Origin of the sequence: Psychrobacter sp. UBA3480 (genome assembly GCF_002377945.1) — a bacterium.
Lineage (GTDB): Bacteria > Pseudomonadota > Gammaproteobacteria > Pseudomonadales > Moraxellaceae > Psychrobacter.
The window spans coordinates 487,538-504,366 of sequence record NZ_DFQV01000020.1; the positions used below are offsets into that span (position 1 = coordinate 487,538).

15 protein-coding genes, 1 tRNA gene and 1 other RNA gene are annotated in these 16,829 nt (G+C 42.7%); 14 read left to right on the forward strand and 3 right to left on the reverse strand.

What is annotated here, in order from left to right:
* The first annotated feature begins 273 nt into the window (after nucleotides 1-273).
* Nucleotides 274-1,557: an ammonium transporter gene (locus B2863_RS09330; protein WP_339343198.1), complete on the forward strand. Its 1,284-nt coding sequence runs from the start codon at nucleotides 274-276 to the stop codon at nucleotides 1,555-1,557.
* Nucleotides 1,558-1,567: 10 nt separating this feature from the next.
* On the forward strand, nucleotides 1,568-2,209 hold the full coding sequence (locus B2863_RS09335; protein ID WP_296209643.1) for a hypothetical protein: 642 nt from the start codon (nucleotides 1,568-1,570) through the stop codon (nucleotides 2,207-2,209).
* Between the two features lie 210 nt (nucleotides 2,210-2,419).
* Here B2863_RS09335 and B2863_RS09340 read toward each other — a convergent pair whose 3' ends face one another.
* Both B2863_RS09340 and B2863_RS09345 read right to left on the reverse strand, forming a co-directional pair.
* Nucleotides 2,420-3,178: a hypothetical protein gene (locus B2863_RS09340; protein ID WP_296209646.1), complete on the reverse strand. Its 759-nt coding sequence runs from the start codon at nucleotides 3,176-3,178 to the stop codon at nucleotides 2,420-2,422.
* 161 nt (nucleotides 3,179-3,339) lie between these two features.
* On the reverse strand, nucleotides 3,340-3,807 hold the full coding sequence (locus B2863_RS09345; protein WP_101204277.1) for an Lrp/AsnC family transcriptional regulator: 468 nt from the start codon (nucleotides 3,805-3,807) through the stop codon (nucleotides 3,340-3,342).
* A gap of 241 nt (nucleotides 3,808-4,048) precedes the next feature.
* On the opposite strand from B2863_RS09345, the gene rarD reads away from it, so the two are divergent.
* The gene (rarD, locus tag B2863_RS09350; protein ID WP_296209651.1) at nucleotides 4,049-5,071 is read left to right on the forward strand and encodes an EamA family transporter RarD; all 1,023 of its coding nucleotides are present in this window, start codon (nucleotides 4,049-4,051) and stop codon (nucleotides 5,069-5,071) included.
* 140 nt (nucleotides 5,072-5,211) lie between these two features.
* On the opposite strand, the gene smpB is transcribed toward rarD, so the two are convergent.
* The gene (smpB, locus tag B2863_RS09355) at nucleotides 5,212-5,688 is read right to left on the reverse strand and encodes an SsrA-binding protein SmpB (protein ID WP_057758370.1); all 477 of its coding nucleotides are present in this window, start codon (nucleotides 5,686-5,688) and stop codon (nucleotides 5,212-5,214) included.
* Nucleotides 5,689-5,939: 251 nt separating this feature from the next.
* On the opposite strand from smpB, the gene coaD reads away from it, so the two are divergent.
* From coaD to B2863_RS09410, 11 genes are all read left to right on the forward strand, one after another.
* A complete protein-coding gene (coaD, locus tag B2863_RS09360) occupies nucleotides 5,940-6,458 on the forward strand; it encodes a pantetheine-phosphate adenylyltransferase (RefSeq protein WP_102094580.1) in 519 nt (172 codons plus the stop codon).
* A gap of 95 nt (nucleotides 6,459-6,553) precedes the next feature.
* Nucleotides 6,554-6,802 (forward strand): YfhL family 4Fe-4S dicluster ferredoxin, encoded by a 249-nt coding sequence (locus B2863_RS09365; RefSeq protein ID WP_021814308.1) that lies wholly within the window; start codon nucleotides 6,554-6,556, stop codon nucleotides 6,800-6,802.
* Between the two features lie 55 nt (nucleotides 6,803-6,857).
* Nucleotides 6,858-8,198 (forward strand): adenosylmethionine--8-amino-7-oxononanoate transaminase, encoded by a 1,341-nt coding sequence (gene bioA / locus B2863_RS09370; protein ID WP_296209660.1) that lies wholly within the window; start codon nucleotides 6,858-6,860, stop codon nucleotides 8,196-8,198.
* A complete protein-coding gene (bioD, locus tag B2863_RS09375) occupies nucleotides 8,195-8,911 on the forward strand; it encodes a dethiobiotin synthase (protein ID WP_349678897.1) in 717 nt (238 codons plus the stop codon). Before bioA ends, bioD begins: the two co-directional genes overlap by 4 nt.
* Before the next feature lie 74 nt (nucleotides 8,912-8,985).
* Nucleotides 8,986-9,352: RNase P RNA component class A (rnpB, locus tag B2863_RS09380), an RNA gene on the forward strand.
* A 121-nt stretch (nucleotides 9,353-9,473) separates the two neighbouring features.
* Nucleotides 9,474-9,550 (forward strand) — tRNA-Met (locus B2863_RS09385).
* Nucleotides 9,551-9,775: 225 nt separating this feature from the next.
* Nucleotides 9,776-10,588, forward strand: a complete 813-nt coding sequence (locus tag B2863_RS09390; RefSeq protein WP_296209662.1) for an ABC transporter permease — start codon at nucleotides 9,776-9,778, stop codon at nucleotides 10,586-10,588.
* Between the two features lie 46 nt (nucleotides 10,589-10,634).
* Nucleotides 10,635-11,306 (forward strand): ABC transporter ATP-binding protein, encoded by a 672-nt coding sequence (locus B2863_RS09395; RefSeq protein ID WP_101204273.1) that lies wholly within the window; start codon nucleotides 10,635-10,637, stop codon nucleotides 11,304-11,306.
* Nucleotides 11,275-12,390 (forward strand): capsule biosynthesis protein, encoded by a 1,116-nt coding sequence (locus B2863_RS09400; protein ID WP_102094583.1) that lies wholly within the window; start codon nucleotides 11,275-11,277, stop codon nucleotides 12,388-12,390. Before B2863_RS09395 ends, B2863_RS09400 begins: the two co-directional genes overlap by 32 nt.
* 55 nt (nucleotides 12,391-12,445) lie before the next feature.
* Nucleotides 12,446-14,218: a polysaccharide biosynthesis/export family protein gene (locus B2863_RS09405; RefSeq protein WP_296209668.1), complete on the forward strand. Its 1,773-nt coding sequence runs from the start codon at nucleotides 12,446-12,448 to the stop codon at nucleotides 14,216-14,218.
* 75 nt (nucleotides 14,219-14,293) lie between these two features.
* On the forward strand, nucleotides 14,294-16,777 hold the full coding sequence (locus B2863_RS09410) for a capsular polysaccharide biosynthesis protein (protein ID WP_296209672.1): 2,484 nt from the start codon (nucleotides 14,294-14,296) through the stop codon (nucleotides 16,775-16,777).
* The last annotated feature ends 52 nt before the right edge of the window (nucleotides 16,778-16,829 follow it).

The following is a 16,829-nucleotide window of genomic DNA, read 5'->3' on the forward strand; positions in this document are numbered from 1 at the left end:
CTGATACTGGTCATTTGTTTTCTTATATTTATGACTTCCTTCAATTTCTAATAATAGGTTTTGGCACAGGTTTTGCTCCACCCTTTTTAGGGCTTATTTGTGTGTATTAATGAGTAAAAATAGTGCACCGATAAAATTTGAACGGATAGATAAGTGTTTGGAGATAAAATGAGAACATCATCTGTTGGACTGGACACGATAAAGACATTACCAAAACTATTAAAATCATCACTAAGTAATAGGCTGGTACTAAGTACAGTATTGTTTACAGCAATGGGTAGCGCGCAAGCTGCTGAGACTGATACATTGACCGTGGCGCAGCTGCTCGAATATCAAAATATCGCTTGGATTATCTGGGGCGGGGTATTGGTGTTCTTTATGCAGGCAGGCTTTGCTCTACTTGAGAGCGGTTCAGTACGCGCAAAAAATGCGGTAAACGTGATGATGAAAAACTATACCGATATGTGTATCGGTGGTCTAGCGTTCTACTTAGTTGGTTTTGGGCTAATGATGGGTACCAATAATTCAGGCTTTGTCGGTACAGATCACTTTATGCCTGTCGATTTGTCCAATATGGACTGGGCGTTAATGTTTTTTCAGATGATGTTTGCAGCGACAGCGGTGACGATTGCGAGTGGTGCGATGGCAGAGCGCGTTTCATTTATCGGCTATGCGGTAGCGGCATGTTTGATTTGTCTATTTATTTATCCTGTGTTTGCCAGCTGGGTATGGGGTGGTTATTTTGGTGGCACGGGTTGGCTAGCTGAACTTGGCTTTATTGATTTTGCTGGGTCTACTGTCGTGCATTCTATCGGTGGTTGGTTGGCGTTGGCAGGTATCTTAGTCATTGGCCCAAGGCTAGGCCGCTTCGCACCTGATGGCACGCCAAGGCTAATTGCAGGGCATAACATGACGTTGCTAGCGCTAGGTGGGTTTATCTTATGGTTCGGCTGGTTCGGCTTCAATGCTGGATCGACATTGTCTATCACTGGCAATATTGGTCTAATCGCAGTCAATACCTTTGTTGCAGCAGTCAGTGCTGTAGTGAGCTATATGCTTATCTCTCGAACGCTCAACAAGGCTATTTTGCTGAGCGATAGTGTCAATGCCAGTTTGATTGGTCTGGTATCGATTACTGCAGGTTGTGCGACCACAACACCTGTCTTCGCTATCATCATCGGTGCGGTTGCTTCCGTGGTTTATATCCTATCGTCGCAAGCGCTATTAAGGTTCAAAGTAGACGATGTGGTCTCGGCAGTGGCAGTACATGGCTTTGGCGGGGCATGGGGTACGCTCGCAGCAGGATTGTTCTATACAGGAGATTTATTTAACTTATCACGGCTCGGCGTACAAGCGCTGGGCGTCAGCGTGGCATTAGGCTGGGGACTGGGACTGGGTCTAGTGATGTATAAGCTGATCGATCTAAGCTTTGGGTTAAAAGCAAGCCGCTTACATGAGCAGCGCGGCCTTGATTATACTGAGCATGCAGAGCTTGGTTACCCTGAATTTCAAAAGCAAATGTTTGATTCCAAGAGTTTAACTGAGCGGCATTTATAGGAGAGAGCTGATGAATATTGATACTCAATCCGTAGACCAAGCTGTGACTGCGATGGCAGAAGTGCTTGCCGATTATCTACCTCCTGAAGAGGTGAGACTGCTTAAATCACAGTGGCAGCGATACTCGACTGTCTCTGTGAAGATGATGCAACAGTGCGTCTTGGATGCGACAAGGCGCTATCCTGAGCTGCAAGCTTATAAGTCTGATATTAGGAAAGGCTTTTGGGCTACGTTGCAAACGGACAGTCAGCAGACAGTCGAGGCTGACAGTCACAATGGTCACAATAGCCATAATAAAACAATCAAAGCGCCAATCCCTGTATCTGAGTTGGTTTTGGCATTTTATACCGTCATAGAAGCGCTGCGTAGTCAGCTATCAGAAACAGAAAGTCGCAACCTATTTCTGACCATGCACCAAACTGTTTCGAAAGAGCGCACCTTCAAAGGGCATGGTCTTAACATTAGTCAATTTTTAGAAGGCAATCGCCCGTCTGTACCTGATAATGAGCACCTGTTAAATAATTTGATGCAGTTGGCTTATGTATGCTTATGCGATGTTGCAGGACCTGTCGAAGCAGATGAGATGATGTTTCGAGCGGCAGAGAAGGCAAAACAAAATTACCCGAAAACACTGGTCGAAAAGTTATTCTAAAATATTAAGCAGGCACGTTACGATTTAGTATGGAATACCTTTCGATAACGTACCTTATATAAAGGGGCTTTTATAACGTAGCTTTCAAGATGTAGCTTTCATGACGTAGCTTTCATGACGTAGCTTTCATGACGTAGCTTTCATGACGTAGCTTTCATGACGTAGCCTGAAACTTGATACTAGACGATGAGCGGTATAATAGTTAACTATCTAATCTAATAGCTGAAACGGGAAAGTAACCACGTCAAAGGCGAGGGCAAAGGGTAGCAGTACCAGTTTTTGTGCGCCATTTGGACCGCTACGAGTGACGACATCTTGCTGAGTTTGTGTATAAAAACTCACCGTATATGGTTTGGTCAATGCGCGATAGTTTGACTGAATTAACCCCAAGTTACTAACTTGCGGATAGATAGCGCCTTTGACAGGAACGCTAAAACAAAAGCGCTGAGCATTGATACGTTGATCGCTCGCTGAGGTACACTCTTTACCGTTGTTTTGCAAAAAGAACTGATAGTCTGAGCGCCCAAACTCATCTTTTAATTTAGCATAAGACAGTTTCATCTCACCTTGGAAGTACCCATCGTTATTGGGTACATGAAAGCTCATGTCGTTATCCACTTGAATGTTTTTTTGCGTGAGGTTACTCAGTAAGTTCACCATTTCTATCCCACCTTGGGTGAGAACGTAGCTGTTCTTTTCTCCTACGATAACCATCGACGCGTTTGGCATTTTTGGTAACGCCTGCGCAGGGCGGCCAAAGGCAACAATTTGATCTTCAGACAGTATTTGCTTCGTCGTGTTCGTAGTGACATGTCCACTATTGTCTAATAGTGAGCTAGTCGCACAGCCTGAGCTGACGAGTACCGTAGCAAACAGAGCACCTGCTATTATCTTTTTTGAATTTAATGGGTTTAACGGTTTTAGTGACGCTTTCATGTTCTTATTAGCAGCGTTTGTGTGGTCAATCATGGTTAGGCTTCCTTGTCTAAAAAATAGGCTCATGAATCAGCTATTAGAATTTAATTTCCATAAGATATTTGGTGATATCGTACAGGGTTCAGAGGCAACTTAGCTACTTATCATCCATTGTCATATGATAGGTAAGTGTAGCGGTGACTAACTAATTATAATTAATCTAGGGTGATTTTGGTTCCACTCTTAGTAAAGTTCATCACAAACTGGCTTTTAAAATTGCGCACATTATTTTCGTAAGTCAGTAAGCTGCGAGTGAACTGATGATAGTCGCTCATGTTTTTTGCATTCACCATCAACATAAAGTCAAAATCACCCGATACTTCATAGCAGCTCATGATTCGTGATTGCGCATCCATCAAGCGCTCAAACCGATGTTGCATTGAGGTATTAGAGCGCTCCATTTCTATCATTACTACTGCTGTCAGACCATAGCCTACTTTGTCAGGATTGACGATGGCTACTTGTTTGGTAATCACGTCACTATCTATTAGCGCTTGTATACGCCGCTGCGCCGTCGCAATGGATACATGCACTCGCTCTGCGACAGTTTTAAGCGGTAATGTCGCATCGTCTTGCAGCAAGTTCAAAATAGCTTTATCAATATTATCTAAAGTGTGGCTCATATCAGGGCATCCTTAATAGGAGAGTTTTCTATCGATTTTTATAAATATTATCACTAAAAATCCTAATATAAGAAAATAATCATTTATATGACACCTATTTGAGATATTTATTCATAAGTACATCTATATAGAGATAATATATCAAAGCACCCTAGTAACATAGAGCATACCAATCAGAACTGCTTTAAAAAAGAGCTAGCAATTGGTTTTTTATCATCTATTAATAGCTACGGTGCTTATCATGTCTATCTCAATGCTCTCCAATGTATTCGCTAATACGCTAGCAACGACTGCTGCACGTTTGCCACTACCTGCGATTTGGACGACAGGTAGCGTACAACAACGCACTCTGATATTAGGGGTGTCTTTTGCCATATTGTCCAATGTGCTATTTGGCGTACTCTATGCATATAGCAGTTTTTTGTCGCCATTATCAGGGACGCAAGTTTTTATCTGGCGTATGCTCGCGATGTGGGCAGCGTTGGTCGGATACTTAATGGTAAGTGGGCGTCTGGGATTGCACATTGATAAGTTAAAATTGCTCAAAGGCGCTAAGCAGTGGGCTTGGTTGCTATTACCTACACCGATATTCCTTAGCCAGTTTTGGTTGTTTATGTGGGCGCCAGTGAATGGCCAAGGTGTGCAAACCGCGATGGGATACTTCTTATTCCCATTAATGATGGTGGTGTTTGGTTGTGTCCTCTTTGGCGAAAAACTAAGCCGTTTGCAATGGTTGGCAGTGGCCTTTGCTGCATTGGGTGTGGGTAGCGAAGTTATCCGTACGCAAAGTGTCTCTTGGGCGACGCTATGGGTATGCGGTACGTATCCTATTTACTACATTTTACGCCGACTGCAGGGAATTGGCGCAGTAACTGGTTTATTGGTTGATTTAACGATATTTGCGCCCTTTGCGCTGGCTTACTTATTCTTCTTTGCCCCAAGCAGTTTGGCATTGGTTAGTGGCTCTGGTTTCTTTATCATGATGCTAGTAGGTTTGGGTGTGCTCAGTGTTTTGGCAATGAAGACCAATATTGATGCCAGTCAAATGCTACCAGTCAATGTCTATGGCATGATGAGCTATTTGGAGCCAGCGTTGCTATTTATTTTGGCAGTGACCGTGCTAGGCAATCCATTTGAGTCAGCGATGATTTATAGCTACGGTTTGATTTGGTTAGGTATTGGGTGTTTGATTGCCCATGGTGTTAGGCAATTACGTCAGGCTAGTAGAAAGACAGCATTATCTCTAGAAGAGCAGATGGCATAGTAGAATGGATTGCTAAATGCTTGTATGAGTTGTTATTGGTAGCTAAAGCTGGACGGTAATATTTATAGATATCGTGGATAACAAAAAAGGACGGCTCAGTAAATATTGAGCCGTCCTTTTTGACATAGATTAAATAACGCTTAATCTAAATGCTGTTTGAAACCGCGTTGCTTATCACGTTCCCAGTCACGATCTTTTAGCGTTTTACGTTTGTCATGCTGCTTTTTACCCAAGGCTAGGCCAATTTGGCATTTCACCAATGAGTTTTTCCAGTAGCAAGACAGCGGTACACAAGCATAGCCTTTCTGATTGATTGCCCCAGATAGTTTTTCGATCTCACGACGGTTCAGCAGCAGTTTACGGGTACGAATACTGTCTGGACTAACGTGCGTTGAGCTCGATAGTAATGGCTGAATGTGCGCACCAAACAAGAAAGCTTCGTTATTGCGGAATATGACGTACGCTTCAGTAATCGTCATTTTTCCTGCGCGAATGGCTTTTACTTCCCAACCTTGTAATGCCAGTCCTGCCTCAAAGGTTTCTTCGATAAAATACTCATGACGCGCCTTTTTATTGGCACAAATCTGATTATCTGGCTTTTTTGATTTTTTTGACATAATTTCTCCATAAGGATGACCTAAAACGCAGGCTCCTTATTTAATCAGTCCCACTAATTCCTCATCCTAATCCAATAACTGGTCTTGTTTTTTATTTCGATTATGAGATGGATGAGTCGAACTGCCTATTGTATCAAAGCCTCTGATGAAAAGGTAAATCAGCTGTTAGGACAAATGTAGCAGATAAGTATTAAGTTTGAGCAAAATTTGCTAGCATATGGCCTAATATCACCGATTATATCAGTCATGCTATGAGCCACTCTATTTCTCCCAACTCCTCAAAGCTACATACCAAAATCCTATACCCTGGTACCTTTGATCCTATTACCAATGGTCATGTAGATTTGGTCACACGCGCCGTCAAGCTATTTGATGAGGTCGTTATCGCGGTTGCCTCAGGCCATCATAAAAAACCCTTGTTCAATTTTGAAGAGCGCGTTGCTTTGGTCGAAACCGTATTTGCAGATTTACCGCAAGTATCTGTAATTGGTTTTGAAGGGCTGCTTGTTGACTTTATGCGTGAAAAAAACGCCACGGCAGTTTTGCGTGGCTTACGTGCAATGTCAGATTTTGAGTACGAATTCCAGCTAGCCAATATGAATCGTGAGCTTGATGAAAACTTTGAGGCGGTGTTTTTGACCCCATCTCAAAATTACTCATTTATCTCATCTACCATGATTCGCGAAATTGCCAAGCTTGGCGGTGACGTCAATAAATTCGTTCCACCCTGTGTTTTGCAAGCATTCGACAAAAAATTAAATAGTAAATAAAAGGTACTGCATCAAAGATATGCTGCTAGCACTTGCTAAAATAGCAAAGAGCAGCCATATATGACTGATATAAGCAAAAATATAAGGAACAGTTCATGGCACTATTAATCACTGATGAGTGCATCAACTGTGATGTGTGCGAGCCCGCTTGCCCCAATGAAGCTATCTCGGAAGGGGATGATATCTATGTCATCGACCCTGATCTATGTACAGAATGTGTTGGACATTTTGATGAACCCCAATGCGTTGTGATTTGTCCAGTTGACTGTATTCCTCACGATCCTAATCATGTCGAGACTGAAAGCGACCTGCTATCTAAATACAAACGTATTACGGGTCAATAAAGTATTTATAAGCGATTGATGACGTTTGGATTTACAACGTTTTAGGGACAATACGATGACCATGGAAAAAGTAACCACGCAAACAACAACCACGCAATCCATCCAAGTCACAAACGACTTCGATCAGCAACATCTTTGGCACCCATATGCCAGCCTGCCACCCACTTATTCTAATATCGTAATCGATCGCGCTGAAGGTATTTATATCATCACCGAAGATGGCACGCGCCTGATCGATGGTATGTCGTCATGGTGGGCGAGCGTTCATGGTTATAACCATCCAAAACTGAATGAAGCACTAACTAAGCAATTGGGTAAAATGGCGCATGTCATGTTCGGTGGATTGACTCATCAGCCAGCGATAGATTTGGGCAAAAAGCTACTCGATATTGTACCTGCTGGACTTGATGCGATTTTTTATGCGGACAGTGGCAGTATCGCGGTAGAAGTGGCACTAAAAATGGCGCTGCAATATCAAGTAGCTGCTAAGCGTCCAAATAAGCAGCAGTTTGCCTCAACCCATTCAGGGTATTACGGAGACACGTGGCATGCCATGAGTGTCTGTGATCCTATTAATGGTATGCACAGCCTATATGGTAAACAGTTACCGATGCAGCATTTTGTTCCTGCGCCGCCACTTGGCTTTGATCGCGCATTGCCAGTAGATGAGCGTGAATCATTAACTCAGTTTTTTGTAGAGCATGGCGAGCAGCTGGCGGGGTTTATCATTGAGCCAATTATTCAGGGCGCAGGCGGGATGCGTTTTTATAGTCCTGAATATCTGCAATTGCTGCGTCAACTGTGCGATGAGCATGATGTACTATTGATTGCGGATGAAATCGCCACTGGGTTTGGGCGCAGTGGTAAATTGTTTGCATGTGAACATGCTGGCATCAGCCCTGATATCATGACCATTGGCAAGGCGCTGACGGGTGGCTATATGACTTTTGCCGCAACGTTATGTACCCGAAAAATTGCCGATACCATCCATAATAGTGACTATCCAGCGTTGATGCATGGCCCAACCTTTATGGGCAATCCACTGGCTTGTGCGGTTGCGTGTGCATCGATTGATTTGATTATGTCTTATGACATTGAAGCGCGTACCGCAAATATGCAACGCATTATGGAGCAACAACTAGCGCTTGCTGAGTTATTAGAAGGCGTTGCTGAAGTGCGCTGTTTGGGTGCAGTCGCCGTCATTGAGTTGCATGAAGCGGTTGATATGCCTGTATTTCAATCTTTGTTGATTGATAGTGGTATTTGGGTCAGACCATTTGGCAAGCTGGTGTATATCATGCCGCCTTACGTGATTACTGATGATGAACTGACTACTTTATGCCAATCACTACTGAAAGTAGTGCGTACGTATTTAGAAGACCGAGGTCAATCATGAGTGTTTTATTTGTCTCTGGTATCGATACCGATATCGGTAAAACCTATGCTACTGGACTGCTTGCCAAAGCGCTTATGCAGCAAGGTGTGAGCGTCATCACTCAAAAGCTAGTACAGACGGGCGTATCGATAAATCCAGATAATGGTGAAATGAATATCGCTGATGACATTATTACGCATCGTCAATTAATGGACATTTCTTTACAGCCATGTGACCTCAATTTTACGACTTGTGCTCATCGTTATAAGAAGCCTGCGTCTCCTCATCTGGCTACTAAGTTATCAGGAGAGACACTTGATCCTGATATGATTACTAACGCTACCAAGCGTTTGCAGGCACAATATGATTCGGTACTACTAGAAGGTGCAGGTGGTTTACTTGTGCCGATTACAGAGAATCTACTGATATTAGATTATATTACCGAGCAAGGCTATCCAGTTATTTTGGTCACCTCTGGGCGATTGGGCAGCATCAATCATACGTTGCTGAGTTTAGAAGCCATAAAATCGCGCGGATTAATGGTACATAGTGTCATTTATAATCATATTCATGATGATGCTGAGCAAACGGATACTGAAATCGCAAATAGCACGATTGAATTTCTAAAAAACTATTTAGACAATCATTATCCCGAAGCGCATTGGCTACAAATACCATATCTAAAAGATAATCTGGTCGGTAATATTGAAGCACTGCCAGAAAATTTTGTTTAGCCTATTTATGTTGTCTTTAAAAATAAATTCAAAAGACATTCGCAGACTGTTATAAGTTTGCTATACTAGCGCGCTTGGTAGACTAGGCGATCGCCGCTGCACACTGGCAACAGATGAGCAGGGGAGGAAAGTCCGGGCTACATAGGGCAGCGTGCCAGCTAACGGCTGGGCAGGGTAACTTGACGACCAGTGCAGCAGAGAGTAGACCGCCTTTGGTATCTTAGGGTATTATCGGTAAGGGTGAAAGGGTGCGGTAAGAGCGCACCGCGTGAATGGCAACATCTCACGGCATGGTAAACTCCACGCGTAGCAAGACCAAATAGGCATCGGCATGGCGCGGCCCGCGTTCGATGCGGGTAGGTTGCTTGAGCGTATTAGCGATGATACGCCTAGAGGAATGATCGTCCACGACAGAACCCGGCTTATCGGTTTACCAAACCTTTTTTATTGTTTGTAGTAGTAATAGTTGCAATTAATCTGAATTAAATTCGTTTTTTTGCAAAAAATGCTTATTAGGGGTTGACGGCAGTCAACAGCTTGGGCATAATGTGCAGCCTAAAACGGCGATGTAGCTCAGCTGGTTAGAGCGCATGACTCATAATCGTGAGGTCAAGAGTTCAAGTCTCTTCATCGCCACCATATATAGCAGTACGAAAAAACCAATCTATCGAGATTGGTTTTTTTTTGCCCAAAATAAATGGTTTTATAAACTAGAAGCTGTTGATACATAGCATTTTAGGTGTGATTTACTTACAGATTTCTTACTAAATCATAGGTTTATCTGTCTATATACAGATTAATTCTTGTAACTTATGTCGCGCTTACTTATCATAGGGGCTGTTTTCGGTAAAGTCCTGTAACGCCATGTCTGTCCAACTACCTCCTTATCGTCCTATTAAGCATCGCAGTGGCCTTAAAGTCATGGGTGCAGCATTTCATGCACTGATCATGCGCGAGCTACAGACTCGCTTTGGTGGATATCGTTTAGGCTACCTTTGGGCACCGCTTGAAGTGATGATACAAATAGTAATACTTTTAGTGTTGTTTAGTGCCATACGCGAACGCTTAGTACCAGGTATGGATTTCTCCTTATTCCTAGTAGCAGGTATGGTGCCTTTTCGTATGTTTCAACGAATAGCCATAAGATCACTTGGGGCGGTGAGCGCCAACCAAGGCTTATTGATGTATCGTTCGATAAAGCACATTGATGTCATCATCGCACGTTCCTTTCTTGAATTGATTATATATTTCGTTACCTTCTTAATATTGTTAGCAAGTCTGACCTTTTTTGGTATATATCCTAGTTTAGATAGTCTACAAATAGTTTTGTTTTGCTGGTTTACGATGTTTCTTTTTAGTTTTGGAGTGGCACTCATATCTATGGTCATCGGCTTCTATGGTGGAGAAATAAGTAAATTTATTTCGGTTATATTTACGATAATTTATTTTACTTCAGGTATTCTGTATCCTATACATATAGTCCCTGAACCTTATTTTAGCTACCTGCTATATAACCCTTTTATTCACAACATTGAGCTGATTAGACACGCCTTCGCGCCGAATTATCCAGCCGATCATATTGATATTTGGTACTTTTTAGAATGGATGTTCGTTGTGAACTTTTTGGGACTTTTACTCTATAAGTATGCTGAACGTGACATGATCCGTTCTCGTTAAGGTAATATCAATAACTATGAGCGCTAATATTAAGAAAGGTAAGTAAATGATTGAGATAAAAAATATTTCTAAGTCATTTATGACAAAGAAAGGCCGTCATTACTTGTTCAAAGATTTAAATCTGACTATTGGTGATAAACAAAGTGTGGGCTTGCTCGGTCGTAATGGTGCTGGTAAATCAACATTACTACGTATTATCTGTGGACTTGATGAACCGGATCATGGAGAGATTATTACCGACTCGACCATCTCGTGGCCAGTTGGGGTGGCAGGTGGTTTCCAAGGTAGTCTAACAGGCCGTCAAAACGTCCGATTTGTTTGCCGCTTATATTCAAGCGGCCCTTATATTGATGAAAAAATTCGTTTTGTCGAAGAGTTTGCTGATATTGGCAGTTATTTTGATATGCCGGTAAAAAGCTACTCATCAGGAATGAAAGCTCGCTTAACATTTGGACTTAGCTTGGCCTTTGATTTTGATTACTATATGCTCGATGAAGCAGGTGCCGTTGGTGATGCAGCATTCCGTAAGCGTAGTGAAGAGATTTTAGCGGCCCGCCGCGCACAAGCAGGATTTTTAATAGTGTCGCACAATATTGGTGACATCAAACGAAACTGCGATATTGGTATTGTACTAATGGATCAAACAGCACACGTGTTTGACGATACAACAGAAGCGATTGAGGTTTATGAAAAGCATATCCACAAAGCAAAAAAGTAAGATAATTAACTTCTCGCTGTTTATTGGCTTGGTCATCCTTCCTTGGTTGCTCGTTATATACTATGTAATGACATTGGCGCATCCGCGTTTCGTTTCGACTGCTGACGTGGTAGTGAAGCAAGTCAGTGATTCGAGCGTACCATCTGGTGGCGGACTATCAGCTCTATTGGGCGTTAATAGTACTAGTAAAGAAGACGCGACTTATTTGACAGAGTATATTTTGTCGAATGATATGGTGAAGCGACTCGATAGTAAGTTTAAGTTCCGAGACGCTTACTATGTTGATGGCTCTGATCCTATTTATGAAATCGATCCTGATGCGACTCAAGAAGATTTGCTTGAATACTTCAAAAAACGGGTTCACATTGATCTCGATGAGCAAAGCTATGTGCTTTCGGTATCAACAGAAGGCTTTGACTCAAAGTATGCTTTTGAGCTGAACAAAGCTATCTTAGGAGAATCTGAGCGTTTTGTGAACCGCATTTCACAGGAAGTGGCTCGTGATCAATTGGCGTTTGCAGAAACTCAGTTAGACGAATCAGAAGAGCGTTTAAACGATGCCAAAGAGCAGCTATTAAACTATCAGAATGAAAACGAAATCTATGACCCACAAGCCAATGCGCAAATCGTCAATCAGTTAATTGGCAGCTTGCAAGCGCAACTAAGCTCGTTGCGTACCGAAGAGCGTCAGTTACTCAGTTATCTAAATCCAGATGCGCCGCAAGTGGTTTCACTAAGAAGCCAGATAAAGGCTGTTGAAGAACAAATTACTCAAGAACAAACCAAATTGACCTCGCCAAATACAACCAAATTAAACCGTCAAGCGGTACAGTTTGAGACCATCAAAGCAGATGTGGATTTTGCTACCGAGTTGTATAAATTGTCGTTGTCATCGCTTGAGAAATCAAGACTAGAAGCATTCAAGAAAATGAAAAACTTGATTGTGATCTCAACGCCCTATGAAGCTGAAGATGCAACATATCCGCGCCAAGCGTATCTCATTTGGACATCGCTTGCGTTGCTCTTAATGCTATACGGATTTGTGCGTTTAGTAATGGCAGTTGTCCGTGATCACCGTAGCTAATCTTGAAAAACCAGATATCAGTAATGATCGATAGATCAGGAAAGGAATATAACTCATGAATATGAAACCACGTTCTATCGTGATAGCGACAAGCTTGGCAATGGCGGCGACTAGTATGTCTGCAATAGCTGCAAGCAGTTATGCAGATCAAATATCAGGTTCGGGCTTTGGCACAAGCAACAATAACATGAGTCAATCTCAGAACCAGAGCAATATTAACGTGTCTACCCAAGCATTTGCTGGGGCAGTTCCAGGGCAAGCAACGACTCAAGAAGCGGTTAACGCAGCAAGCTTACCAAGCCAGTCGGTTATCAATACTACGCGTCCTTATCAAGATATTAAAACTCAAGATATGATGTTCGGTGAGCAATTGTTCCGTGGGGCATTTTCGACGACTTCAGGCTCTACTTTTAATGACAGTTATGTGATTAACCCTGGTGATAACGTCCAAGTAAGAATGTGGGGCGCTTACCAGTATGCGGCTACCATGACCGTCGATCCACAGGGTAATATTTTCTTACCGAACGTTGGGCCAGTACGTGTCTCTGGTGTGCAAAATGGTAGCTTACAAAACGTGGTCAAAAATGCTGTCAGTCGTATCTATCGCTCGAATGTAGGGGTTTATGCTTCATTAGAGCAGGCGCAGCCAGTTAAAGTATTCGTCACAGGTTTTGTTAAGCAGCCAGGCTATTACGGTGGTCTAGCAGCAGACTCGGTATTGTCTTATTTAGATAGAGCGGGCGGCGTTGACCCAACGCGTGGTAGTTATATCGATATTCAAATTAAGCGCAATGGTCAAATGCTACAGCAAGTTAATTTATATGACTTTTTGCTAGCAGGTAAATTACAGGCTTTTTCATTCCGTGATGGTGATGTCATTACCGTGGCACCACAGAAAAAGACATTTGTGGTAAGCGGTCAAGTTCAAAACGAATATACCTTTGAGTTTGACGTGAATGATCTGACTATTGGTGATGTGTTACAAGTGTCTAATCCGGCAGCCAATGCTACTAATGTCAGTATCACTCGTAGTGCAGGACGTGCACAAACGGCAGAGTACTACTCATTAAGTGAAGCCCAAAACGTTCCTGTCTATAACGGCGATCAAATGGTAGTAACGTCAGATCGTTACGCAGGTACCATCGCTGTGCAGGTAAAAGGTGCACATACTGGTAATGGCGCTATGGTTGTACCATATGGCGCGCGTCTAAAAGATATCGTGCCACAATTACAGCCAAGCCCACTGGCAAAATTGACGCATCTAACCATCTATCGTGAATCTGTTGCTGAGCAACAAAAACGCATGATTAACGAGTCGCTCGATCGTCTAGAAGAGCTAACGCTTGCCACTCAGTCGACGACTCGTGAAGAAGCCGCATTACGTCAAGATGATGCAGCATTGGTTAAACAGTTCGTTGCCAAAGCGCGTAATGTTCAGACTGACGGTCAAATTGTCGTTGTGCCAAATTCGTGGCAGGATATCATTCTGCAACAAGGCGACATCATTGAGATACCAGCACAAACGTCAGTCATTACAGTCAACGGTCAAGTACGAGCACAAGGCGCACTTACCTTTAATCCTGACTATACCGTTGGCGATTATGTGGCTAACTCTGGTGGTTTCTCTGATAACGCTGATACAAAAGATATCTTAATTATTCATCAAAATGGGGCGAGCCAAGTGGTCAATACTGCGTATCGTATCCAGCAGGGTGACGAGATTATGGTATTACCGAAAGTTAAAACTAAGCGTGTGGAGATTGCGCGCGGTCTATCACAGATTGTTTATCAGTTAGCAATTGCTGCCAAGGTTGTTTTAGATCTATAACGGTTAACTATTCATGATGTAACGATGTCGGCTGAACAGATTTAACCAAAATTAACGAATAAAGGTATTAAAGATATGGCAAAAGAAGTAGCGAATGAAGTCAAGGTATCTACTATGTCTACCTCTGATCATGCGCTACTTTCGCCTTCGTCACAGTATCAATCGCCAAAGCAACTGGCAGTGATTGGTAAGGGTATGTGTCACAATAACTTGCTACTCTCGCAAGTGCTGCAAGCTGATATCCAGCGCTGGTATCCGTGGTCAGGCTTGCAACAAAGCCTGATAAATCGCAAGAAAAAACCACAACCTGAGGCATTTATTGGATGGGGGCATAAGAAAAGCTTCCAACGAGCTGATAAAGCTGCCACCCGTCAGGACCTGAATACTTTAAGTATTGAAGATGGATTTTTGCGTTCATTGGATTCAGGTATTAGTAGTCGCCATGGCTTAAGCGTGGTTGTCGATGACATTGGCATCTACTTTGACATGACGCACCACTCACGCCTCGAGCAGTTGATTGTTGAGCGTACCAAGAGTGCTAGCAGTAATCGCGCAGCAGGCGAGGCACGTGCTCGTCATCTGATGGCGCGCATATGTGAGGAAAAACTTAGTAAATATAATTCCATAATCGATTGTCTGTCGTTGGATAAATTGATTAATGAAGAAAATATTAACAAAACAGAAAGCGCTTCACAATCACATATCCTGTTGATTGACCAAGTAGCGGGTGATGCCTCTGTTAAAGGCGCTGGTGTGAATAAACGTCAATTTAAGAAAATGCTAAAATCTGCATGTCGCAACCATCCTAATGCCCATATTTGGATAAAGGCTCATCCTGCGTCAAAATCAGGCTACTTATCCAACTTAAAGCTGCCTAAAAACGTTAGGTTATTGACAGAGTCTCTCAATCCTATTGAGCTGCTTAAACAAGTAAGTGAGGTCTATACTGTCAGCTCACATATGGGCTTTGAAGCATTAATGCTAGGTAAAAAAGTGCATTGCTTCGGGGTCAGCTGGTACAGTGGGTGGGGGCTGACCGATGATGCTAACGCACCTAAAAACTTACTTAAATCAGTTCAAAAACGTCGTTTAGCATCAGCTGAGATACTCCTCAACAATAAAAGTTTTTCGAACTTAGCAATGTTTCCTGCGACGTCACATAAAACGCTTAAAACGACGTTAGAAACATTATTTTATAGTGCTTATATTGATTACAGTCGTTATGTAGATCCAGCAACGAAACAAGCTTGTGATATCGATACAGCCATTGAGTGGTTGGTGACCAATCGGCGATGGCAAGCGCGCCTTGAAGGCGATTTGACGATATATGAGTTTAGCCGTTGGAAACTGCCTTTTGTAAAAGCTTTCACAGACCTACCGCGTACGACATTATTTATCAAACCAAAACCACGTCTAAAAAACCTTCTACATCCAGACCATTTCCGTGTCAATTTCAGCCAGCCTTTACTGGTATGGGGTTTGGCCAAACGTCAGCAAGTACAGAAGAAGCTACAGAGTAAACTTGCTGAACAAAGCTCGGATATGCCAGTTATTTATTGTATGGAAGATGGTTTTATCCGATCAAATGGTTTAGGTGCTACTTTACTGGCGCCACTGTCTGTTGTCATAGATAAACAAGGTATTTATTACGATGCGACCCAGCCTTCAGACTTAGAAACATTGCTGCAAAATTGTCAGCCATTAAGTTCTGAACAGCGTCTTCGCGTAAACAAACTGCAAGACAAACTGCTGAATCAGCGGGTAAGTAAATACAATGTTGGGGTTGGTATAGATGTTTCTAGTATTCAAAATAACTCGTGGATGCAGGAGGCCAAAATATCTGGGAGACGACGCGTTCTTATTATCGGTCAGGTAGAGGACGATTTGTCAGTACAGTACTGCGGCTCTACAATAAAGACAAACAGTGGTTTGATCGAACGTGTACGACAAGATAACCCAGACGCTTATTTGATTTATAAGCCGCATCCTGATGTAGAAGCAGGACTGCGAGCAGGTAAAGTATCAGAAGCCCATCTACAACTGGTTCAAGCGGTTGCCTACGATACTGCGATGCCTGATTGCTTAGAATGGGTGGATGAGGTTCATACGATCAGCTCACTGACTGGTTTTGAAGCGTTGCTGCGTGGATTGGACGTCACTTGTTATGGATTGCCGTTTTATGCAGGTTGGGGATTAACCACAGATATGGACGGGCAGTCGCTACCGAAAGCGACTTACCTAAAAAGACGTCAACGAGATATATATTTGACTCTTGAGCAGCTAATATATGGCGCGCTTATATGCTACCCGCTTTACCGTTTGCCTGATGGCTACGGGCTAGCACAAGTAGAGCAGGTGATCGATTATTTGTATCCTCCTAAAGATTTACAGCTGCTTGAGAATAGTGAAAAATCGCAATCTGAAATGGCTAGTACTTTAGATAGTTCATTTAAGACTGTGACCTCGTCTTTATCTACAAAGTTAAGACGTCACGCGACCACACGTTTTATGCAGCAGCGTCACCAGTGGCAACAGAAGTTGCGTAAAATGTCTCGTTAATTTATTAGAGTAGCACCGTATAATTGCATTGCGACAAATAGGTGCTTTTTCG